The organism is Shewanella sp. 10N.286.51.B7, from assembly GCF_002873615.1.
Taxonomy (GTDB): domain Bacteria; phylum Pseudomonadota; class Gammaproteobacteria; order Enterobacterales; family Shewanellaceae; genus Shewanella; species Shewanella electrodiphila.
In genome coordinates this window covers 13,091-36,053 of sequence record NZ_MCUF01000034.1, presented here as the reverse complement: position 1 = coordinate 36,053, position 22,963 = coordinate 13,091, and the positions used below count along the sequence as shown (strand labels likewise).

Here is a 22,963-nt window from a genome sequence, read left to right as displayed (position 1 = left end):
GCAAAAAGTTCAGGCAAAAAAATCATGAAAAAGACGCATAAAAAAGGCACTTTGATAAAAGTGCCTTTTGTTTCATGAACAAGAGAATTAGTCTCTGACTAACTCTAACTCATCCATTAAGTTTTGTGCGTTATCAACCTTATCCATCATCCAAAGGATATAACGGAAGTCGACATGGACTGCGCGGGTAATGGTTGGATTGAAGAACCAATCTTTAGTAATTGCTTCGTAAGTTGAATCAAAGTTCAAACCAACTAACTCACCTTTACCGTTGAATACCGGCGAACCTGAGTTGCCACCTGTAGTATCAACACTTGATAAAAAGTTAACCGGTACTGAGTTAAACTCTTCTGGTTTATCAAGACACGAGAACAAGCTGCAAATCCATGAGCGAGGATCTTGATAGACAGACGCAACAGTATGGTTGCCATAGTCATTAGTTGCGATTGCATCTAATAACTTCTTCGGCGCGTTATAAGGCGCTTCACCAGTGTGCTTACCCACAATGCCTTCTAAGCGCGTAAACGGCTGCTTGTAAAGGGCATCTCTTGATTGGTAACCATCTACCATGCCGTATGTGATACGTAAGGTACGGTTTGCATCTGGATACACAGGCCAATCATTGGCTTTGTAGTAAGCAATAATGGCTTCCATATATTCTGGGCGTGCAGTAGATAACTCACCTTTTAATGTGTTTTCTGCTTTCTCTTGCGCCATATTGGTGTCGTGCAGTGCAACAGCTAAACGGATAAATGGATCAGAACTGGTTTCAAATGCTTGTGCATCTTGTTCCATCCAAGCAAGTCGTTGCTCTTTATCAGTAAGACCTGTTAAAGCGTAGTAGCCATCTAATTTTGCTGATAGTGCCTCTGAATCAGAGATTTTATTCAGTGCATCATCTAAAATTGCCACGCGCTGGCTTTGTGCCATGTATGCATTTAAATCTTGAAGCCATAGCGTTCTATCAACAGATACATCAAAACTGCGTTCTAAGCGTGTTAAGTTAGCGGCGAACATTTTCATGTCGCGCTCTTGAAAGCCTTGTTCACGTTTTGCGTCAGGGAGCTGTTTTTCTTTCGCTAAACGATACAGTTTTTTCGCTGCTGACAATAACGAACTTGATTGCGCATTATTGAAAAAGTAATCCGTTTGAACTTGAGTTTGCTGCTTGGCAAGCAGAGCTTCTAATTCAGTGATTAAGTTCTGGTTTGCTTGAGTGTCTTTTTTCAACCAAGCTAAGAAATCATTCTCACGATCTTGCTTGATGCCGACAATATCAGTGGCTTTAAAGCCATCTAACAAGCCGTTAAGTTTCTTCATACGGTTAGCCATTGACGCAAGGCTGCCAGCATATTTTATCGCGATAGTATTATTATCTGCCGCCATTTGATTAATGGTGTCGATTTGTAGCTGATAGCGCTTGGCGTATGTTGGATACATCCAATCACTGGCAAACTCTAATTCACTGGTTAGGCGATAACGACTGGTAGAACCTGGGTAACCTGCAGCAAAGACTCCGTCACCTGCTTTAACGCCGTCAGCATTAATTTTTAAAAAGCTCTTAGGCTCAAACGGTACGTTGTCTTCAGCATAGCTTGCTGGTTTACCGTCTTTGCCAACGTAAGCACGTAAGAAAGTAAAGTCGCCTGAGTGGCGAGGGTATTCGTAATTATCGATGTCACCGCCAAAAGCGCCGACGCTTTCTGGTGGTGCATAGACTAGGCGAACATCCCGAATAATCAGCTGTTTAATTAAGTAGTACTCTAAACCGTTATGGAAACTACTAACCGAACAGCGGTAGTTTTCATCGGTTTCACATTCTTTAATGAGTGCTTTGCGGTTTGACTGAATATCTTCGTAACGTGCTAGCGGCTCGCTACTTAAATTGGCATTTACTTGTTTAGTGACATCCGTTACGGCTTCAGTAATGTATAATCGCTCGTTTGGACCCGCTGAAGGTTCTTCTGCTTTAGTATTGGCAAGAAAGCCATCGGCCAAGTAATTATGTTCTGTTTTACTGTTATATTGTATTGCTCGGTAGGCACAATGATGATTGGTAACAACTAGACCTTGGGGCGAAACGAAACTGGCGGTACAATAGCCGAGGCCGACAACCGCATTCATTGGGTATTGGGTTAGATCTGCAAGTTGTTTTGCAGGAATTTCGATGCCACGTTGTGCTAATTTATCTGCGATAGAAGGCATTTGATAGGGTTGCCATTGGCCTTCATCGGCATGGGCTAGCCCGGAAGACAGCACAAGGGCTGCAACGAGTGCAATACGCATGTTCTTTCCTTAAATATTATTATTGTTAGTCCGCATGAGCGGTAATGTTGCACATTTTAAGGTGCAACATGTTTGCATGACCTCGGTGTTATACCATATTTTACAAACAGGTTGGGAATTGGGAGTTTTAATGTCACAAAAAGGTCCTTTTAAGGCTAAAGAAAGGTTAAGAGATGCACAAGTTGATGCGCTCAAATTACCGCCTCACTCTATTGAAGCTGAACAGTCTGTTTTAGGTGGTTTGATGCTCGATGCTGAAGCTTGGGACAGAGTCTCAGAGGCTATCGTGGCAGATGATTTCTACTCTCGCTCTCACCGAATGATTTATGCGGCGATGAGCCGTCTTGTTGAAACTGGCCAACCTATCGATTTGATTACGGTATCTGAGCGACTTGAAGTTGAAGATCAGCTTGAAGATGCCGGTGGTTTTGCCTATTTAGGTGAGATTGCTAAAAACACCCCGAGTGCAGGTAATATTTTATCGTATGCCGATATCGTACGTGAGCGCGCGGTTGTGCGTGACATGATTGGTGTCGCCCATGAGATTGCCGACGCAGGTTATAACCCAGAAGGACGTAATTCTGGTGACTTACTCGATTTAGCTGAAACTAAAGTCTTTAAAATTGCAGAGTCGCGAGCGAATGCCAATGAAGGCCCTGAAGGGATTAAATCGATTCTTGAAAAGACTGTCGATAAAATTGAGCAGTTATACAATAACCCACATAACGGTGTAACTGGGGTTTCGAGTGGCTTTAGTGACTTAGATAAAATGACCGCTGGTTTTCAGTCTGGCGATTTGGTCATTGTGGCAGCGCGTCCATCGATGGGTAAAACTACCTTTGCGATGAACCTGTGTGAACAAGCTGCGATGAATGAGGATAAGCCGGTGCTTATTTTCAGTTTAGAGATGCCGTCAGAACAAATTATGATGCGTATGTTGGCGTCTTTAGGCCGAGTGGATCAAACTAAAATTCGTACCGGTCAGCTCGATGATGAAGATTGGGCACGTGTGTCATCGACCATGGGTATCATGCTTGAGCAAGGCAAGATGTACATTGATGATGGCTCTGGTTTAACCCCAACAGAAGTACGCAGTCGTGCTCGACGGATTGCCCGTGAGTATGGCGGTTTATCGATGATCATGATCGATTACCTGCAGTTAATGCAAGTGCCTTCATTAAAAGATAACCGTACCTTAGAAATTGCAGAAATTTCTCGCTCACTGAAGTCTCTGGCCAAAGAACTCGAGATTCCAGTTATTGCACTTTCACAGCTTAACCGCTCGCTAGAGCAACGTGCTGATAAGCGACCTGTTAACTCGGATTTACGTGAATCTGGTTCGATTGAGCAAGATGCGGATTTGATCATGTTTATTTATCGTGATGAAGTGTATAACGATGATTCTGAACAAAAAGGTGTCGCAGAAATTATTATTGGTAAACAGCGTAACGGCCCGATTGGTCGAGTGCCTTTGACCTTCCAAGGCCAGTTCTCGCGCTTTGATAATTACTCAGGAACGCAAATATTTGATGAAGATTAATCCTGTTTCATAAATCAGTATTGTGTCTATAAATTGCTATTATCAAACAAGCCTCTGTTAATGAAACAGAGGCTCAATTTTTTGTTTTCATGGTGAAGAACACCTGAATTTATTCGTCATTTAAGGTTAATTATTTGAAACCGTTTCCCCGTGCTGAAATTAGTCGCCAGGCTTTACAGGATAACCTTGTCAGGCTGAGAGAGATTGCTCCTAACAGTAAAGTCATGGCAGTGGTTAAAGCTAATGGTTACGGTCATGGCTTACTGAATGTTGCACAGTGTGTAGATAATGCCGATGGATTTGGTTTAGCAAGGCTTGAGGAGGCGCTGCAATTGCGTGAAGGTGGGGTGAAAGCGAAACTGCTATTACTTGAAGGTTGCTTTCGTCAGACAGATCTCCCGTTATTAGTACAGCATCAAATCGACACCGTAGTTCATCATGAATCTCAGCTTGAGATGCTTGAGAACTCGACATTATCAGCTCCTATCACCGTGTGGCTCAAAGTGGATTCAGGTATGCATCGACTGGGTTTTGGCTTAGAACAGTTCGATGATGTATACCAGCGTTTAATTGATTGCCCCAACGTGAAAAAACCGGTTCATTTAATGACACACTTTGCCTGTGCTGATGAGCCTGACAATAATCTCACTCAGCAACAAATGGATGCTTTTACTCAACTCATATCTGACCTTCCTGGGGACCGCACTTTAGCAAATTCAGCGGGTACCTTATTTTGGCCTCAAAGCCAATGTGATTGGATAAGACCTGGTATTGCTTTATATGGGGTTTCTCCTGTATTTGGGGACAAGGGGACCCATCACGGTTTACAACCTGCGATGGAGTTAGTATCTAATTTGATTGCTGTACGTGAGCATAAAGCGGGTCAAAGTGTGGGTTATGGTGCGCATTGGACTGCCGATAAAGACACTAAATTAGGTGTGGTCGCGATTGGTTATGGTGATGGTTATCCCCGTAATGCACCTGAAGGAACGCCTGTTTGGTTAAATGGTCGTAGAGTGCCGATTGTTGGCCGCGTATCGATGGACATGCTAACGGTTGATTTAGGCGCAGAAGCGACAGATCAAGTTGGTGATCTTGTACAGTTATGGGGACAAGCACTAGCCGTTGAAGAGGTCGCTGAACATATTGGTACCATCGCTTACGAACTCGTGACCAAACTCACCCCACGAGTGGTTGTCGATTTACAAGAATAAAGCCCTTAGGGGCATCTAGATGTTGCAAGGCTACACACGTTTAACAGTGCCTTGTATTAGAAGGAAGATTGAGTGCAGTTGTATAAAACCGCGCTAGTGACTTACTGCGTTATTTATAGTGGTTGGGCCTTTGCTCAAACACAGCCTATTCAAAGCCTTATGCCAGAAGATACTATTGTATCTGTTGACATTTCGGGCGACGATAAGCAAACAACATCAACGTCAGTTGAGTTAGAAAAGAATAAACAAGCCAAGAATTCAGCCGACAGTTATGATGCTGAATTTGTTGCTGTGCCCATTATATTTTCAACTGAAACGTTGAGTACAACAATTGGTGGTGCTGGTGTCATAAAGCATGCTGGGCAAGCTCAAGCCGTTGCACTGGGTATAGGTTTATATTCAGCCAATGACAGCTGGCTAAGTTATGCTGGATTCTACAATTATCAAATTCCCAAACTCGATCAATGGTTATTCAGCGCGGAGTTATTTCGTGGCCATTATGAGCAAGGCATATACTATCTCCCGCAAGCAAACACCGAGACTGAAACTGAACGCATAATCAGTGTAGGCGATGAAGGCTTTTCAAAATTACATATTAAATATGTTTTGCCGATGGCTGGCGGGGCAAACGGCGCTGCAGCGTCTCTAGCCAGAAAGAAAAATGCAATAAGCTGGAGTCCACTAGAGTCAGGTGTCACATCGATAACTTTGACGCCCTTTAATAAGTATCGCGAACTTGAAACGCTGGATTATTTACCTGATGAAGCAAATGGCATAGAGCTGGCTTTAGATTGGGATAATCGTGACTCAATGAATAACAGTTCAGAGGGCGGACAAACCAATCTTACATTAACGCTTGGCAGTGAAGTAAGCGATAACCCAAGTTGGTTTATGTGGGAATTTGAACAAAGTGCTTTTATGTCACTGGGAAGTAATGGCTGGTTTGAAGAACAAGTACTCGCCGCCAACGTCTATATTGCCGATACACCAAGTTGGAATAGCTTTGATGGCGATAGCCAAAGTTACCAGCGCCCCCCAACCTTTGCAGGCGTTTCACTCGGTGGGTTTGATAGGTTAAGAGGTTATGATTCTAAGCAGTTTACTGGAAGAAGCGCGGTCAATTATGCGCTAGAATATCGTATGACTCCTCGTTGGCAGCCACTACAAAATTTACCAGTGTTTAATTTATATGATGTGCCTTGGTGGCAGTGGGCATTATTGATTGAAGCGGGAAATGTGACCGACGAGTTTAGCCTTGATGACTTACACAAAGACATGAAAACCTCTTATGGTGTGAGTGTCCGTTTTGAAGTTGAAGATATTGTTATCAGAAGTGATTTTGTCACTGGTGGTGATGAAAGCCAGTTTTGGGTAATGGTCAATCAGCCATTTTAGTTCAAAGAATAGTCTTAGTTAACAGTTAGCTAAATTAGCAAACAAATAAAATTAGAAAAGTGAACCCTGATTTCTAGAATATATTCAAGGTTTAACTTTTTTAATCGAACTAAATCAAAGTAATTTTAATACACTTTACAAGTATTCATAACTATCACGCTCATATGTCATTATATTTTTTAGCTTAAGTTCGTTATTCATTTTTGCAATGAAATTTGTGGCCAGAAATGACATGAGCAAGCACTTGTCCGTCTTCTTGGAGCATGATTTCATTTTTTTCTATGATTAAATTGGCTTGTTGGCAAAGCAGTATTAAGCATTCTTTGTCTGTTTGATTTAAAGCCGCATTTGACAATTGAGTAAATCTAGATATTTGGCCTTCCAATTCCTCTTCGAATTGGTAGATTATTTTTTGCCTAGCGGCTAATTTTTTTTGCGTAAAAACAGACTTGATTAAGGAAGGGAAGTTTGTGTTTTGAAAAGCGAGCCCATCGACTTTAAAAAAATCATCTACTAAAATATTCAACTTATGTCTTAATTTTTCAGCTTTATTACTTTTCAGGCCTGTGTTCTGACCTAACTCTTTTATTAACTGTTTTAGTGTATCTAAGGCCCCGTCTTTATCTAAGATCTTTAATGCTGTTTGCAGAAGTTTATTATTAGGCTGAACAATTAGAGAATCTGAATGATGACAAACAAATTGAAATTTCCCTTTGTTGACTAATACACGTGAAACCTCTTCAATGGACTGCTCAATATTTGTATATTCTAATGAAAACTGAGCAATGGCAGCTGTAAATTTACTAGCGTCAAATATCATATCTTCGGCTTGTACATTAGAAATAAATTCAATATTTCTTTTTCCTATCAGGCTCTTATCGCAAATATTTACATTGGCGTAGTCGATGCCAACAAAATTACAGTCCAAGGATGGATGTGCCTGTGCTAAAGCGATTAATGCACCATTACCTGTGCCAATATCTAAGACTTTATCTTGCTCAGTTAATTTATCAAAAAAACGAAACCAGCATTCTTTAATAACACCTTGATAATTGTTTTTTATACTGCTTCCAAAAGAAGTTAAATAACCTTGTTGCCAATATTGACTCCAGTATGCTTCCATTTCCATATGGATACTCCTAATTTATATTTGTTTAAGTTATTTTTCTGTACCAGCAAATGCCCTGCAAGAGCTCATAAACGAATTTGCCGACTCCCCACGCCCCTTAAGAGCCAGATTAAAGAAATGCAAAGAACCCCAGCTCCTTATTACAGTGTAATATTAATGAAAGAGTAAGATTGCAGGCCTATTAATATAAAAAAGCCTGCTAAAGGGAATAATATGCAAGGAGATGTTTCATTTTGAAAGGCATTATATTTTGTTGAGTTTTCTTGAAATAACGAAGATGATTGCGAATTAGATCTAAATAGTGAGCTTCCATTTGCTGTTGTTACTCCCATGGTTCCGTCCACGTAAAAGTTTATTTATTTGTATGAATTTTACTTTTGTAAAAAATATTAACAATTATCATAAAGTATTAGTTTATTTTTTACTTATCCGATTTTTGCATACTTTCTATATAAGTGAAGTAACTGTTCTAATATGCTATGGATATATTTAAATGGTTCATCAATTAGATTCTTGAATAATTTGTGAATGGTTTCTCTTCGGTTGCGCTCGAGATATTACCTAGATCGCCTGTTGATTCAGGGAACCTGCAAACCAATACACCAAGCGGTTGGCTATAGATATCACTGCATCATTATTTGAAGAATATGCAATTAAGGGATTTTGGGGGCGAAATGGCGTTACGCGGGTTTAATTTTCTAAAGACTGGTAGGCAAATTCGGGGACTGACACAAATTGAAGTTGCCGAAATCTACGGAGTAAGCCAGCGAACATACCAGCGTTGGGAACGTGGTGACGTAGCCGATATCGTACGTGAGCGCGCGGTTGTGCGTGACATGATTGGTGTCGCTCATGAGATTGCCGATGCAGGTTATAACCCAGAAGGACGTAATTCAGGTGACTTACTCGATTTAGCTGAAACTAAAGTCTTTAAAATTGCAGAGTCGCGAGCGAATGCCAATGAGGGCCCTGAAGGGATTAAATCGATTACTGTCGATAAAATTTACTATGCTACTGATAGAGTGTTGGCTTTACTCCTTTATGTTAAACAAGGGTGCAAATTGACCAAAAGAGTATTGCCTAACAAAACGATGCCAAGTGGCATCGTTTTGTTTTGACTTATGTGAGGTTATTACTCAACTACGGTTAGCTCGCTGATCGGTGTTGCAATTGGGTTGTGGTAGATGGCTTTCAAAACTGCGATTGCTCGCTCATCCCAAATGCCGTCCATACCGAAACCATTAAAGTGAGCTCCAAGACCTAACGCATGACCTAACTCATGAATGATAATGTCTTTAGTGATGGTATCCATGTTCTTACAAATACTGTTATGGCTACCTAGGTTAACCATGTGCCAGTTGCTGTTCGTGAAGTAGGCTTTGTCATCAACCTTGAAGCCAGTGTCACCACCATAAAACGGGAATGTACTGTGGTTTGCTTTGTAATTACTGCACTGTGATGAATCAAGCAATGCGTGAGTAGTGCCGTAGGAGATAGTGATCGCACCACGAACACCATAGTGCTCTGAAATATCTTCATAGCTGTCGGTTTCAATGACGTTTCCATACTGAGGGTGATCTAGATCTGTGTGAGTCGCGGTGTCTGCATCGTAGTTACGGCTTGCGTCACTGTTGTACGTGTGACCTTTCCACAGGTTGCGATACTGTTTTGCAGTCTCGTATCGCTCGCCACCTGATTCAATCGACTCTTTAAGTTTGCGCTCTTCATTTAGATAAAAATCAGCATCAAACTGTGCCAAGTTTACGTCCAAGATTTCATCGTTGAATATTTTTGCGCCAACTTGCGTCTCGATTGTCTCAACTGCGTCCAAAATTAGGGCGCGACGCGCAGGTGTCAAATGCTCATTATCATTGATAAAAACAGTGACCAAGCGGCTATAACCGTCATCACTAACGGGCTCGCTTAATGAAACGCCATTCACCTCAGATTCTGTACGGTATCTTAGGGTTTTACCTTCTTGAATGTTTAGTGCAGAAAGCGCTGCCCATGCCGCATCGTATTCTTCATTGCTCATGTTCTGACCATCGAGGCAAGCGCCACCACCGCAATACGAACCATCCGTGCTAATCGGGTAAATTGTTCCGTCCGTGCCATACTCAAACATGTTGCTAAAATACTTAGACAAAAGTGCGCGAGTCATTCCTTGAGTTGCGGTTACACTTTCTTGAATAAATGCGTCATCAATGGTGTGTGATGAAGAGTCATCGCTCCCGCCACAACCGACCAAAGCTACAGTAATCGCAGCTGCTAAGCAGTTCATTCTTTTCATTATTCGTACGTCCTTCGTGTATTGCTCTATTCGTGTTGAATAAGTCTAATTTTTCTAGATAAAAAACTGATACTATTAGATATAATTTTTTTTATATCTAAACGGTAAGATATAGGCATGAAATCAAGTGAATATCATTTGTTGGCTGTTTTTGCAGCAGTAGTAGAGGAAGGGAAGTATACGAAGGTAGCTAAAAGATTAGGTATTACTCAGCCGTCAGTCAGTCAAAGTGTGTCGAAGCTAAGAAATATCTATAACGACCCACTCTTCATTAGGGAAAAACTAGGTGTTAGGCCTACAGCATTTGCGTTAGAGATATATCCTGATATTGCAGATGCGATTTCAAGGTTAGACGCACTATCTGCTAAAAGGATTAAATTTGACCCTAACTCGAGCAAGCGTGTATTTAGAATTTCTACAATAAGTCTTTTTGAGCACACTTTAATTCCCACTATTTTTAGGATAGTTGAGAAAGAAGCGCCAGATGTAACACTTCTGGTCGAGAATCACAGCACTAAAGTGACTAAAGACATGTTAAGACAAGGCAGTATTGATATTGCTATTGAAGGGAGCGTTAAAACTCAGTCTTTTATTAAGTCTCAAACAATTTACGATGATGAATTGGTAGTGGTTTGCGGTAAGAAGCATCCATTGTTTTCGAAAGGGACTATTTTAGAGGAGGAGTTTTTAAATAATCAACATATCACTCTCTCAAGCCTTTCTGAGAACAATAGCTTTTTCGAGCGCTTTTCTATCACCTGTTTAGACATGCTAAAGAAACGAAAAGTGAAACGGCAAGTCGCAAGTTATTGGGGGTTATTATCTTCGGTCAAAGATAGTGATAGTTTAGCTATTTTTACGCGTAAAATGGCGGTTGCGAATATTGATGTTTTTAACTTAAAAATATTGGAAAATGATTTTCTCGAACAAAAAGTCGAAGCTTCGATATTCTGGTCGAAATCGAGAAGCATTGACCCTTCGATAGTTTGGCTAATCGATAAGGTCAAAGAAGCATCTATTGGTTCGTTTTAGTTGCAAGACTACCTATCTTTTTAATAAAAACCATTTGTTCACATATGACAACTAGCGCCCCTTAAAAGGCACATCGTGTTATAGGTTAATGGATTATCGAAATTAGGTCAGCGTTAGTGCTGTTCTTCCTAATCTTATCGATTGTCACATGTTGATTATAAAGGGGGCAACAGTGCTTTATATCTTGTCGATTACTTTATCAATGGCATAGCCTTCGCAATGACTGATTAATAAGTGGATTTGAAGTGGGTTGATGATTTGGCTTGTTTTCCCTCATTGAAGCAAACGAGGTTGCTCTGTATAATCCGTCGCCTTGTCAATTTGAGTGGTGACTCGTCCCCCAATTGATCCCCCAACTTGTTCCTAAATGCCAATGCGGCTGAATTTGGACTGAATGTAGAACAACGCAAAGCGGCAGAATGTGCGCTATGTTTATGAATTTAAAGGAGGTTCTTGATATGCACACATCATCCCGTTTTTCAGTCGCCCCAATGCTTGATTGGACTGATAGGCATTATCGATATTTTGCTAGACTGTTGTCGGCACATACTGTGCTGTATACCGAGATGGTGACGACTGGTGCGATTATTCATGGTCAAGGTGATTACTTAGCTTATAACCAAGAAGAACATCCTGTTGCATTGCAGTTAGGTGGCTCGAATCCAAAAGATTTAGCGACGTGTGCCAAATTGGCATTTGAGCGTGGCTATGATGAGATTAACCTTAATGTCGGTTGTCCGTCTGATAGAGTGCAGAACGGACGTTTTGGTGCCTGTTTAATGGGTGAGCCTGCGTTAGTGGCTGAATGTGTTGATGCGATGAAACAAGTGGCCGATATTCCCGTGACAGTTAAAACGCGAATCGGTATTGATGAGCAAGACAGCTACGAGTTTTTGACTGATTTTGTTGATACCGTTAAGGCTGTTGGTTGCGATACGTTCATTGTGCATGCCCGTAAGGCATGGCTACAGGGCTTAAGCCCGAAAGAAAACCGCGAAATACCTGAACTTAACTATGAGCGCGTTTATCAGTTAAAGCGTGATTATGCTGATTTGAACATTAGTATTAATGGCGGTGTTAAAACCTTAGAGGACTCTCTGAGCCATTTACAACAACTTGATGGTGTGATGATCGGTCGTGAGGCTTATCAGAACCCGTATTTATTGGCTAAAGTGGATCAGTTGATATACGGCGAAGAAAAGCCGGTTATCACCCGTGAACAAGTGATTGAGCAAATGATGCCTTACATTGAGCAGCATTTAAAAGACGGTGGCAGGTTAAACCATATTACTCGTCACATGATTGGCTTATTCCAGGGGTTACCTGGTTCAAGAGGCTGGCGCAGACATTTAAGTGAGAACGCCCATAAAGCAGGCGCGGGTGTTTCAGTTATATGGGATGCCGTAGCAAGAATGGAGCAGAGTCGTCCGCCAGCGGATGTGACTTTTTACCCTAATAATAATGTGTAAAAGCAACGCGAGATAATTGTTTAAGAAGACCCTTAAACGAGATTTAAAGCGCCAATCATTGGCGCTTTTTTTATGCCGTTAATTTGGCTAATTAAGTTTTAGCTAATTTCACTATTATAGTGGTGAGAATTACTAATTGTTTAATTATTACTCACTTTTGTTTTTGGCAAAAAATAGCATTTATAATAAAAGCCCTTAAAATTCAGATGTTAATAAATAAATTTAAACTTGGCACGTAGCTTGTAATAACCATGGTGTACCCAACAATTGAAAAGGAAGACATCATGTTTAACTCAACTACTAATACAAATGGTTTAATCTCTACAACTAATACTAACGCAAACTCATCAGCAAAAAGTGTATTGAAAAAAGTCGCTTTAGTCGCGTTAATTGCAACTGCAAGTATGAGCGCTCAGGCTAACGATTTAAACAGTCAAGATATGATTGATGTGTTAGAAACGCGTTTAAGTGAAACGGCTTCTGAAATGTTGCAATCAGCAAAACAAGAAATCGTACTTTCGCTTCACAGCCAAATTGCAGAGCAAGCATTTGAGTTAAACAGTTCACTAGAATTAGCTGAAACAGCATCGGATACAGTATCAGAAACAACTACAGATTCTGTATTAGCGAGCAATGAGGATTAATTCATGGATTTAATGATGATTTTTCATTTAGCAGATCCATTAATTTCATTACTTCTGCTTCCCGTGATTAGTTTTATTATTTGTTCGTTACTGATATGTGGGTTGCAGTGGTATCAATTTAACAGTGTCGATGCAATTTCTGAAGAAATAATCAATTTAGAATTTGCTGGAGAAACAAAATGAACATGTCCGATGTAGAAACGTTTTTAAAGTCAGATAAAAGCATTATATGCGGTGCAGTAAACTCGCTTTCAAAGCAGTTTGGTTGGTCTGTAATGTGGTCTCGTGTGTTAACATTGATTGCTATATTTTTAAGCCCAACGATGGGACTGATTGCTTACTTTGTTACCGCTATTGTCGTAAGCCAGCAAAAAACAAAATATTAATGTTAGGGATGAATTTACCCTAACATCAATTTTCGCTAGTCACGCAGCACAGGAAGAGGTCGTTTTATCACTATCGTACCATCACGATAAAAGTGTTCTTTATTCCTTCCAAGTGCCGCAGTCACCATTTTCAAACAGCGCTTACGAGTCTTATAAAAGTATTCAACTAACGTTAGCAAATAGCTGTTTGGCTCATTAGCGAGTGACACTTAACTCTATCTTTTTAAGAAAGCTTGGAAGCGTGCTTTTGCTTCATCACTTTTTAGTCTTTCGCTAAATACTTCTAACTCCGCTAGCATTTGCTGCTTAACGTCAGCTTGGTTATAGCGCAGAAGCTTTTTAGATGCTTGCAGTGATAATGGCGGTTGATTCGCGAGTTTTTTGGCTTGTTCAAAAACAAAATCATTTAATTCTGATGACTCAATCACCCGATTGATAATATTCAGTTCGCAAGCCGTTTCTGCCGTAAAGCTTTCGCCTAATAGAATTAATTCAGCTGCTTTTTGTTGGCCAACAATAAGTGGTAACAATAAACTTGAAGCTGCTTCAGGCACCAGGGCTAGATTTACGAAAGGTAATTGAAACTTGGCGCTGTTGTCAGCATAAACTAGATCACAGTGTAGTAGCATTGTTGTGCCGATGCCTACAGCTGCACCAGATACTGCTGCTACGATGGGCTTTTTAAGATTAAGCAGACAATGTAAGAATTGTACTGTCGGATGAGACTCGTTCAGTTCGCCACTGGCGAGGAAATCAGCAATATCATTACCTGAGGTGAAGCAGTTCCCTTCACCGCATAACATAAAGGTACGAATGTCGTTGTCGCTCTCACCTTGGATCAGGTATTCTGTAAGCTGTTGGTACATTTTAAGATTAAATGCATTACGTTTCTCAGGGCGATTGAAACTGATAATACGTACGCCTTGATCATCCTTAACCTGAATCTGACTCATTCGTTGTTTTCCTTATGGACACGAGTAGGGTGTAAATGGAGTTTATGACATTGAAAGCAATATTCAAACAACTGTTTAGTTTTTTAGCGTTAACCGTATTTTCTTTTTCAGCATCAGCAGGGATAATGCTCAGTGAAGGACATGTAAGAGCGATGCCCGCCAGTGTGCCTAATACAGCAGCATATTTGACATTAATGAACCACTCAGATGATGCTGTAACATTAGTTTCTGTGACAACACCAGTGGCTAAAGAAGCGCAATTACACACTTTGGTTGAAGAGAATGGCATGGTAAAAATGCGTCAAGTTGACGGCTTTGACATTCCATCTCATGGCACCTTAACGCTTCAACCATCGGGTGACCATATTATGCTGCTATCATTAACGACGCCGCTAGCGATAGGGGATACAGTTCCTTTAGTGCTGACGTTTAAGGATGGCAAAACATTGGCAATCGAACTGGCGGTAGAAAAAAGGGCGAGTAATGATAAACAAGAAAGCCATCACCACCATCATCACTAAGGAGTTGTATTGATGCAAATGACAAGGAATAAAGTATTTGGCGTTGTAGGAATAATCTTATTAATTGGTTATTTCATTGCGGTTTGGTGGAGTGTTGAGCCTGATATTCTTGAGCCAGAAGTACTGCAAAATGAACGTGGTGAAGACATTGTTGGTTATGCGACAACTTCTTCGTTAATTTCTACCATGGAAACCCTATTGGACAAACCAGGTGGCTGGCTATCAAATGATATTATGCCTCCCTCTGTGATCATGGATAATATGCCAGCATTCGAATTTGGGGCACTAGAGCAATCACGTGACCTAGCATTGATTATGCGTAAAGAGTTCAGTCGTTCTCAGTCGCAATCTACAGCTGATGCAGACTTACTTGCCGCGCACTCAAAGCTCAATATTGAGCACACTAGCTGGTTAGTGCCAAGTGCAGAAGGCGAATATCGTGAGGCAATCAAATTACTGAAACTTTATCGCGCTAAAATTAGTGATACAGAAAACAGTAATGCACAGTTTTATGCTCGCGCAGATAACCTAAATGAATGGCTGAAAGAAGTGCAGAAACGTTTAGGCAGTATGTCGCAACGCTTATCTGCCAGTGTTGGTCAAGATCGTTTAAATACCGATTTAGCAGGCGACAGCACAGCAAGACAGTCAACACCGTCTTTAGCCAGTAACGAAATTAAAACAAGCTGGTGGAAAATTGATGATGTGCTTTATGAAAGCCGAGGTTCAGCTTGGGCATTATTAAATTTCATGAAAGCTATCGAAGTTGATTTTGCCGATGTGCTAGAAAAGAAAAATGCTGAAGTGAGTTTACGTCAAATTATTCGTGAACTTGAAGCAACTCAGCAAACTGTTTGGAGCCCAATGGTTTTAAATGGTGATGGTTTTGGATTAGTGGCTAACCACTCGTTAGTGATGGCCAACTATATATCGCGTGCAAATGCCGCGGTAATTGATTTAACTAACTTACTCTCTCAGGGATAATGATGAAAAAGACACTTCTTGCTATGGCCGCTGTAGGCATGTTAAGCATATCTTCTGCACAAGCTTCAACGCTTGTGGGCTTCAAAGTTGGTGGTGATTACTGGGATGCTGATACCAGTGGCTCATTTAACAGTGATGATGGTGTGGCGCAAACCTATAATTATGAGTCTAAAGCTCAAGGTAGCGTTTGGATTGCCATTGAGCATCCAATTCCTTTAGTACCTAATATCAAAATTCGTGAGAACCGTTTAGAAGGTAAAGGCAGCCAAGTTGGCTCTAACTTTATGTTCAATGGTCATCAATTTGATAGTGATACCACGGTATACAACGATTTAAGTAACACTGATTTTGTTCTTTATTATGAAATCTTAGACAATGATTTAGTCGCCTTAGATTTAGGTGCTGCTTACAAGCAAATGCATGGCTCGCTACGCGTTCAAGATCCTGGACATCCAGAAGAAGTGGACGTAGATAGCGGCATCGTTATGGTTTATGCGAACGCTGAAGTGGGCATTCCTGGACTTGGCTTATATGCTTTTGCTGATGTCATGTTAGGTGTTGATGAAACCAGTGTGTACGATTACAACGCAGGTCTAGGTTGGAAGTTTGATGGTGTTGCACTAGATACTGCCATTCGCGTTGGTTACCGTGAGTTTAACTTCGACGTTGATGACTTTTCTGACACTACGCAGAATATGACGTTTAAAGGCGCATTTGCAGGTGTTGAATTGACGTTCTAATCGACTCAGTTTACAGACATTAAAAAACCGCCAATTGGCGGTTTTTTTGTCTCTTATTTTCAATCGTTTGTTTTGAATAACAGCGGTAAGTGTTTTAGCTTACCGCCAGCTAATCATTATTGTGCGATTAAACCATTGTTAATAGAGATAATGTCGTCTTCACTCAATGTACCAGCGGCTTGCTTAAGCGCCAAGATAGAGTTGATGTAACCATAACGAGCATCAGATAGTTGACGCTTTGAATCATATAAATCACGGGTACGGTTTAATACGTCAACGATAGTACGTGTACCTACTTCAAAACCGGCTTGAGTGGCTTTTAGTGCACTTTCAGATGAAATCACTGATTGCTCATAAGCGCGGATTGAACTGATTGATGCACCGACGTTGTTAAAGTTATTACGTACATCTTTAACGACACCACGATGAACTTGTTCCAGTTTTTCGCTAGCTTCAACATATTGGAACTGCGCTTGCTTAACTTGCGAAGTCACTTTAAAACCTTCAAAAATCGGTACACTCAAAGTCAATGCAATGTTGGCATTATCATAATCAGCTGAACCGGTTTGCTTTACACCTTTAGTGTAACCAGCGCCAAAGTTAAGTGAAGGCATGTGACCAGCTTTATAAAGCGAAATGGTTTCACTAGCGATATCACGACCGATACGCTGAGTCATTAAATCAATACTGTTAGTTTCAGCAATTTTTAACCACTCAGATGACGTTGTTGGGTTTGCTGCACCAGCTGAGAAACGATTAGTATCAAGTGTATTGATTGACTTGTGATCAATTCCGGTGATTTCACGTAATGCTTCATAACTGTTTGCTAGCGTATTTTCTGCCAGAATTTCGGTTGCCGAAGCTAAATCGTATTGTGCTTGTGCTTCATGCACGTCAGTAATCGCAGTAAGACCGACAGCAAAACGTTGTTTAGTTTGCTCTAGTTGACGCTCAATCGCGCGTTTTTCTGCACCTTGGAATTCAAAGTTGTCTTTTGCAGTCAATACATCAAAATATGCTGTGGTTACACGAATGATTAATGCTTGAAGCGCAGAGGCATAAGCTGAATCAGCTTGTGATGCTGCCATTTCGGCTAAGTCTAAGCCAACCCATGCACTGTGGTCATAAATAACTTGGTTTAATGACAAGCCGCCAGTGAAACCATCAGGTTTAGAAGTAGCAGAGCCGTCATCAATGTCATTCCATGCTTTAGCATATCCAACATTCGCGCTGATAGTAGGTAGTAAGGGAGCACGATTTTCTTCAATTGTCTCATACAGTGCATCACGCTGAGATTGTGCTTGAAGTACGATAGTATCGCTAGTTAGCGCTTGCTGATAGATTTGCAGTAAATCATCAGCATTTGCTGCAGGTGCAGCAACGGCTAGTGTTAGCGCTGCGTATAAAGAACGTATTTTAAATTTCATTTGCTGCCCTTTTAGACATAGTCTCCACTTGGGAGGTAAGATAATCTCGTTTGTTCACATTTTATATTGATAAGCAAGATTGCTTTAGCATATTGTGAACTCGCTAAAACTTTGTGCAATCCCGCTATGTATCTAGTGTGTATGATAAAAAGACTATCATCTTTAAGCTAAATATCAACTTTCAAGTTGTAACAGACTTTTTTAAACTCACATGCTTAAATGCTTAACTAACATAATAGTGCATTAAATATTTCAAAGGGCTTACAAACTGTAAGAAAAAATATGAAAGATAGTGAATTAATAGAACAATTTAACGCAAAAAGCGATATTGAAGTCATTTCCACTAAAACCTTGTACAAAGGCTTCTTCCAATTAGATGAATATAAATTCAAACATAAATTGTTTTCAGGTGGTTGGAGCGAGGTCGTCACCAGGGAAGTTTTTGAACGTGGTAATGCCGTGGTTGTTTTGCCTTATGATCCCATCACTCATCAAGTCGTTTTAATTGAACAAATCAGGTTACCTGCATTAGCAACGACTAATTCAGTTTGGCTTCTTGAGCTTGTGGCAGGTATGATTGCAGCCGATGAAATTCCAGCTGAAGTCGCGGAGCGTGAATTAATGGAAGAAACCGGCTTAAAAGCCAGCGAAGTCCATTTAGTGAATAGTTATTTAGCAACACCTGGCGGTTCATCGGAACGTTTTCATTTTTATTGGGCCAAAGTCGATGCAAGCAAAGCCGAAGGCATCCATGGTCTCGATTATGAGCATGAAGATATCAAAGTCCATGTTGTAGACTTTGATGCGGCTATGGCTATGGTTAATTCAGGTCGTATAGATAATGCATCTACTGTTATTGGCTTACAATGGTTAGCGTTAAACCTAGATACAGTAAGACAAGCATAGCTTAATGGATTTATCGTCAAAGATTTGAAATAAAGAAGCAAAAAGTAAGTGAGTTAATTTTGAAGCAACAAACTGCGAAAGATAAATATCAGCCTAACGTGAGTGCTTTTCTAGCACTGTGCGGGCGAAATTATGCGTTGATTTTAAAGTGGTTGCCAGATGTTGCAGAAGTCAATGAGTCTTGGACTGTTGAAGGGCAGTTTGGATTATTAGATGTCACAATTATTGAGAACACAAAGTATACTCAATTAATTGAAATAACACGCCATTTACCCAATAACGATTTCCTTATCACACCTAAAGCCTGTGTGCGAGTCTATCATGATGCCCAATTGGCAGAAGTGTTAACTAGTCAACAGATCTACCGGTTAAAAGCAGTGTATGATTATCCAAATGTACATATGCATCAAACGGATGAGAAGTATCAAGTTAATGCATTTCTTGAAGAGCTGTTAAAGATTGGATGTCGCCCTGCGAAAATCTGTTCTTCTTCAGTCTAAACATTGAATTAATTTATTTTGGGATTAATTAGTGCTTAAAGAGCCTGTGTCTTATTCAATTGCTGATACGGATGTCGTGCGACTTATTCAAGTTACTGACCCGCATTTGTTTGCTGATCCTGAAGCGAAGCTATTAGGTGTGAATACGGCTGCCAGTTTTCAGGCAGTTTTAGATACATTCCTTGCAACTGAATATCCTGCCGACATGGTTCTAGCTACGGGAGATATCAGCCAAGATTACTCACCGCAGTCTTATCAACACTTTTCATCGACCATTGCCAAACTAGACCTTCCATGCCATTACTTACCGGGTAATCATGATGACCCTCGGTTAATGAGTTTGCATATGCAGGGTCATCATTTATTTGGTCAGCAGCGCATCATAGCGGGTGAATGGCAAATTTTGATGTTGGACTCTACAGTGCGTGGTAAGCCAGGTGGTTATATGGCTGAACAACAAATGGCACTTATTGACGAAGCAATTGCTGCTGAGCCCAATAAGCATGTTCTACTTGTTATGCATCATAACCCTATATTAGTTGAATGTAGTTGGCTTGATCAGCATTGCATGGCTAATGGTGAAGATTTCTTAAAGCGTGTAAGTCGGTACTCACAAGTAAAAGGTGCGCTATGGGGACACGTTCATCAAACCATTGATAGCCAGTATTCTACTGCAGAAGGTGGGATTCATTTAATGGCGACGCCATCTACTTGTATACAATTTAAGCCAAAATCCTCCTATTTTGCGCTAGATGGACTTCAACCCGGCTATCGTTTGCTGGAGTTAGCTAGCAATGGTAGCATTCAAACTAATGTTTATCGGGTGCCTGGTGAAAAATTCTCTCCAGACAATGATGCCAGCGGTTATTAAACGCTAACTATTCATGTGTAGGCCTGATTATAATCGCTGTTTAAGCATTCAGGTTAATTAACGCGAGAGGAAGTATGCTTCTCTATATACATGGATTTAATAGTTCCCCTCAGTCAGATAAAGCAACCGAAACGGCGCAGTATATTCAACACCGTTTTCCGAATTTACCCTTCATTCAACCTCAATTACCCTCATCGCCTAAAGAAGCGATGGCATTATTATGTGGTATTGTAGAGCGCGCTAAAGTGCAAGGTGAGCCTTTAACATACATAGGCTCCTCGTTAGGTGGGTATTTTGCAAGTTATCTCGCTGAAACTTATGGTGGAAAAGCCGTTTTAGTTAACCCAGCGGTAAAACCATTTGAATTGTTTGATGAATTTTTAGGGCCTCAACATAACCCTTATACTGACGAGCATTACCAAGTGTTGCCACAACATAAGTTTGATGTGGCTGAATTCAACACTGAGGTGATATATCGTCCCGATCGTTTCTTAGTATTTTTGCAAACTGGCGATGAAGTGTTAGATTATCGTCAAGCGTTATCCAAATATCACTGTTGTGAGCTTCATTTAGAACCCAATGGTGACCACAGTTTTATTGGCTATAAAAATCAGCTAGATAAGATTTGTGAGTTTTTACAGCTTTCTTAATCAGTTTTCATAATGGCCCAATAATGTGGGCTAACAATTGACCAAATGTGTGGACTATGACCAATCAATACACTTCTGACGCCATCGAGGTTCTTAACGGACTCGACCCTGTAAAACGCCGTCCAGGTATGTACACCGATACCACTCGACCTAACCATTTAGGTCAAGAGGTCATCGATAACAGTGTCGATGAAGCTTTAGCCGGTCATGCGACTAAAATTGATGTCGTTCTTCATACGGATAACTCACTAGAAGTGACCGATGATGGTCGTGGTATGCCTGTGGATATTCACCCTGAAGAAGGGATCCCAGGTGTTGAATTAATCCTGACCAAACTACATGCTGGTGGCAAGTTTTCAAATGATAGTTACCAATTTTCAGGTGGTTTACATGGTGTCGGGATTTCGGTCGTCAACGCCTTGTCGAAGCGGGTTGAGATCAGCGTTCGTCGTGATGCGCAAGTTTACGAGATAGCATTTGAGAATGGCGATAAAGTTGAAGACCTAAAAGTGACAGGCACCTGTGGCAGACGTAATACAGGTACTCGTGTGCATTTCTGGCCAGATGCGAGTTACTTTGACTCTGGCAACTTCTCAATCACTAAGCTGTTATATCAATTACGCGCTAAAGCCGTGTTGTGTCCTGGTTTACGTATTAAGTTCACTAATAAGCAAAATGGTGAGGTTAATGAATGGTTTTACGAAAGTGGTTTAACAGATTATTTGAAAGAAGCAGTGAAGGGATCCGTTCTATTACCAGAAGAACCTTTCATTGGTGAGTTTTCGGGTAAAACCGATGCTGCTGAATGGGCCATTACTTGGCTGCCAGAAGGCGGAAACAGTATTTATGAAAGCTACGTAAACTTGATCCCAACGCCACTAGGTGGAACCCATGTTAATGGTTTCAGACAAGGCTTGTTGGAATCAATGCGTGAGTTTTGTGAATTCAGGAATTTGGTTCCACGAGGCATTAAATTATCTCCTGAAGATATTTGGGATAAAGCATCGTTTATTTTATCAATTAAAATGCAAGACCCTCAGTTCTCTGGTCAAACTAAAGAGAAACTATCAAGCCGTCAAAGTTCTGCGTTTGTTTCTGGCATTGTCCGTGATGCATTTTCACTTTGGTTAAACTCAAATACTGAGCAGGCTGAACAACTTGCAGAATTGTGTATTAGTAATGCGCAGCGCCGTCTAAAAGCAGCGAAAAAAGTCGCCCGTAAAAAAGTCACTTCAGGTCCCGCTTTACCGGGTAAATTAACTGACTGTAGCGGCCAAGACCCTATGCGAGGCGAGTTATTTTTAGTGGAAGGTGACTCTGCTGGTGGCAGTGCAAAACAGGCTCGAGACCGAGAGTTTCAAGCGATTATGCCGCTACGTGGTAAAATCTTAAACACCTGGGAAGTCGATGCATCTCAAGTGCTAGCATCGCAAGAAGTCCATGATATTTCAGTCGCAATAGGCTGTGATCCTGATAGCGAAGACATTTCAGAGTTACGTTACGGTAAAGTCTGTATTTTAGCCGATGCCGATTCTGATGGTCTTCACATTGCTACACTGTTGTGCGCCTTGTTTATGAAGCACTATCGCATTTTAGTTGAAAAAGGCCATGTATATATCGCGATGCCGCCTTTATTCCGTATCGATTTAGGCAAAGAAGTATTTTATGCCTTAGATGAAGGTGAAAAAAACGGTATATTAGATAGAATTGTTGCAGAAAAGAAAAAAGGCAAAGTGCAGGTCACTCGATTCAAAGGATTGGGTGAGATGAACCCACTGCAGTTACGTGAAACCACTATGGATCCTAATACTCGTCGATTGGTACAACTTACCATTGATGATAATGACGATACGATGGCATTGATGGATATGTTATTAGCTAAAAAGCGCTCACCAGACCGAAAAGTTTGGTTAGAGTCGAAAGGCGACTTAGCAGAGATCTAACACGTTACTAGGGTACGTATTAAGCAGTTGCGCATTGCCACAAAAGATAAAGGCAAAGAATAAATATAATGTCGAGAATAATA

General features: G+C 40.8%; 21 protein-coding genes and 2 pseudogenes. 18 read left to right on the top strand and 5 right to left on the bottom strand.

Annotated features, from left to right (window positions below; genetic code table 11):
- Positions 1 to 87: 87 nt before the first annotated feature.
- Entirely contained in the window at positions 88 to 2,286 is a 2,199-nt protein-coding gene (locus tag BCU84_RS10260; protein WP_102528002.1) for a S46 family peptidase, read from the bottom strand.
- Positions 2,287 to 2,416: 130 nt separating this feature from the next.
- Here BCU84_RS10260 and dnaB point away from each other — a divergent pair, with 130 nt between their 5' ends.
- The 3 genes from dnaB (at position 2,417) to BCU84_RS10245 (ending at position 6,435) form a co-directional block, all read left to right on the top strand.
- Complete coding sequence (gene dnaB, locus BCU84_RS10255) at positions 2,417 to 3,826, top strand: replicative DNA helicase (RefSeq protein WP_102528049.1); 1,410 nt, start codon at positions 2,417 to 2,419, stop codon at positions 3,824 to 3,826.
- Positions 3,827 to 3,960: 134 nt separating this feature from the next.
- A complete protein-coding gene (gene alr / locus BCU84_RS10250) occupies positions 3,961 to 5,040 on the top strand; it encodes an alanine racemase (RefSeq protein WP_102528001.1) in 1,080 nt (359 codons plus the stop codon).
- Positions 5,041 to 5,112: 72 nt separating this feature from the next.
- A complete protein-coding gene (locus BCU84_RS10245) occupies positions 5,113 to 6,435 on the top strand; it encodes a hypothetical protein (RefSeq protein ID WP_102528000.1) in 1,323 nt (440 codons plus the stop codon).
- 193 nt (positions 6,436 to 6,628) lie between these two features.
- Here the strand turns inward: BCU84_RS10245 and BCU84_RS10240 are convergent, their stop codons facing one another.
- Complete coding sequence (locus BCU84_RS10240) at positions 6,629 to 7,564, bottom strand: class I SAM-dependent methyltransferase (protein ID WP_102527999.1); 936 nt, start codon at positions 7,562 to 7,564, stop codon at positions 6,629 to 6,631.
- Between the two features lie 647 nt (positions 7,565 to 8,211).
- Here BCU84_RS10240 and BCU84_RS20995 point away from each other — a divergent pair.
- Positions 8,212 to 8,349 (top strand): annotated as a pseudogene (locus tag BCU84_RS20995) (helix-turn-helix transcriptional regulator); the annotation flags it as partial.
- A gap of 18 nt (positions 8,350 to 8,367) precedes the next feature.
- A pseudogene (locus tag BCU84_RS20815) lies at positions 8,368 to 8,568 on the top strand (replicative DNA helicase); the annotation flags it as partial.
- 128 nt (positions 8,569 to 8,696) lie between these two features.
- Here the strand turns inward: BCU84_RS20815 and BCU84_RS10230 are convergent.
- On the bottom strand, positions 8,697 to 9,854 hold the full coding sequence (locus BCU84_RS10230) for a hypothetical protein (protein ID WP_102527997.1): 1,158 nt from the start codon (positions 9,852 to 9,854) through the stop codon (positions 8,697 to 8,699).
- A gap of 117 nt (positions 9,855 to 9,971) precedes the next feature.
- On the opposite strand from BCU84_RS10230, the gene BCU84_RS10225 reads away from it, so the two are divergent.
- The 5 genes from BCU84_RS10225 (at position 9,972) to BCU84_RS10205 (ending at position 13,385) form a co-directional block, all read left to right on the top strand.
- Positions 9,972 to 10,886, top strand: coding sequence for a LysR family transcriptional regulator (locus BCU84_RS10225; RefSeq protein WP_102527996.1), 915 nt, complete (start codon positions 9,972 to 9,974; stop codon positions 10,884 to 10,886).
- A gap of 434 nt (positions 10,887 to 11,320) precedes the next feature.
- Complete coding sequence (dusA, locus tag BCU84_RS10220) at positions 11,321 to 12,355, top strand: tRNA dihydrouridine(20/20a) synthase DusA (protein WP_102528048.1); 1,035 nt, start codon at positions 11,321 to 11,323, stop codon at positions 12,353 to 12,355.
- Between the two features lie 284 nt (positions 12,356 to 12,639).
- Positions 12,640 to 12,999: a hypothetical protein gene (locus BCU84_RS10215; protein WP_102527995.1), complete on the top strand. Its 360-nt coding sequence runs from the start codon at positions 12,640 to 12,642 to the stop codon at positions 12,997 to 12,999.
- 3 nt (positions 13,000 to 13,002) lie between these two features.
- The gene (locus BCU84_RS10210; protein ID WP_102527994.1) at positions 13,003 to 13,182 is read left to right on the top strand and encodes a hypothetical protein; all 180 of its coding nucleotides are present in this window, start codon (positions 13,003 to 13,005) and stop codon (positions 13,180 to 13,182) included.
- Positions 13,179 to 13,385, top strand: coding sequence for a PspC domain-containing protein (locus BCU84_RS10205; protein ID WP_102527993.1), 207 nt, complete (start codon positions 13,179 to 13,181; stop codon positions 13,383 to 13,385). The genes BCU84_RS10210 and BCU84_RS10205 overlap by 4 nt, the downstream gene beginning before the upstream one ends.
- 215 nt (positions 13,386 to 13,600) lie before the next feature.
- On the opposite strand, the gene BCU84_RS10200 is transcribed toward BCU84_RS10205, so the two are convergent.
- Positions 13,601 to 14,338 (bottom strand): enoyl-CoA hydratase, encoded by a 738-nt coding sequence (locus tag BCU84_RS10200; protein WP_102527992.1) that lies wholly within the window; start codon positions 14,336 to 14,338, stop codon positions 13,601 to 13,603.
- A 35-nt stretch (positions 14,339 to 14,373) separates the two neighbouring features.
- Between BCU84_RS10200 and BCU84_RS10195 the strand changes: the two genes are divergently transcribed.
- From BCU84_RS10195 to BCU84_RS10185, 3 genes are read left to right on the top strand one after another with little or no spacing between them, the layout of a single operon-like run.
- Positions 14,374 to 14,859 (top strand): copper chaperone PCu(A)C, encoded by a 486-nt coding sequence (locus BCU84_RS10195; RefSeq protein ID WP_102527991.1) that lies wholly within the window; start codon positions 14,374 to 14,376, stop codon positions 14,857 to 14,859.
- A 12-nt stretch (positions 14,860 to 14,871) separates the two neighbouring features.
- Complete coding sequence (locus tag BCU84_RS10190) at positions 14,872 to 15,843, top strand: DUF2333 family protein (protein ID WP_102527990.1); 972 nt, start codon at positions 14,872 to 14,874, stop codon at positions 15,841 to 15,843.
- A 2-nt stretch (positions 15,844 to 15,845) separates the two neighbouring features.
- Positions 15,846 to 16,583, top strand: a complete 738-nt coding sequence (locus BCU84_RS10185; RefSeq protein ID WP_102527989.1) for a TIGR04219 family outer membrane beta-barrel protein — start codon at positions 15,846 to 15,848, stop codon at positions 16,581 to 16,583.
- A 116-nt stretch (positions 16,584 to 16,699) separates the two neighbouring features.
- On the opposite strand, the gene tolC is transcribed toward BCU84_RS10185, so the two are convergent.
- Positions 16,700 to 18,010 carry an outer membrane channel protein TolC gene (tolC, locus tag BCU84_RS10180; RefSeq protein WP_102527988.1) on the bottom strand — a complete coding sequence of 437 codons (1,311 nt, stop codon included), beginning with the start codon at positions 18,008 to 18,010 and terminating at the stop codon, positions 16,700 to 16,702.
- A gap of 282 nt (positions 18,011 to 18,292) precedes the next feature.
- Here tolC and nudF point away from each other — a divergent pair, with 282 nt between their 5' ends.
- From nudF to parE, 5 genes are all read left to right on the top strand, one after another.
- A complete protein-coding gene (gene nudF / locus BCU84_RS10175) occupies positions 18,293 to 18,916 on the top strand; it encodes an ADP-ribose diphosphatase (protein ID WP_102527987.1) in 624 nt (207 codons plus the stop codon).
- A gap of 59 nt (positions 18,917 to 18,975) precedes the next feature.
- A complete protein-coding gene (locus tag BCU84_RS10170; protein WP_102527986.1) occupies positions 18,976 to 19,416 on the top strand; it encodes a DUF1249 domain-containing protein in 441 nt (146 codons plus the stop codon).
- Positions 19,417 to 19,447: 31 nt separating this feature from the next.
- Positions 19,448 to 20,287: a 3',5'-cyclic-AMP phosphodiesterase gene (gene cpdA, locus BCU84_RS10165; protein ID WP_102527985.1), complete on the top strand. Its 840-nt coding sequence runs from the start codon at positions 19,448 to 19,450 to the stop codon at positions 20,285 to 20,287.
- 74 nt (positions 20,288 to 20,361) lie between these two features.
- Positions 20,362 to 20,937 (top strand): YqiA/YcfP family alpha/beta fold hydrolase, encoded by a 576-nt coding sequence (locus BCU84_RS10160; protein ID WP_102527984.1) that lies wholly within the window; start codon positions 20,362 to 20,364, stop codon positions 20,935 to 20,937.
- Between the two features lie 56 nt (positions 20,938 to 20,993).
- The gene (gene parE, locus BCU84_RS10155) at positions 20,994 to 22,880 is read left to right on the top strand and encodes a DNA topoisomerase IV subunit B (protein ID WP_102527983.1); all 1,887 of its coding nucleotides are present in this window, start codon (positions 20,994 to 20,996) and stop codon (positions 22,878 to 22,880) included.
- Positions 22,881 to 22,963 lie beyond the last annotated feature (83 nt).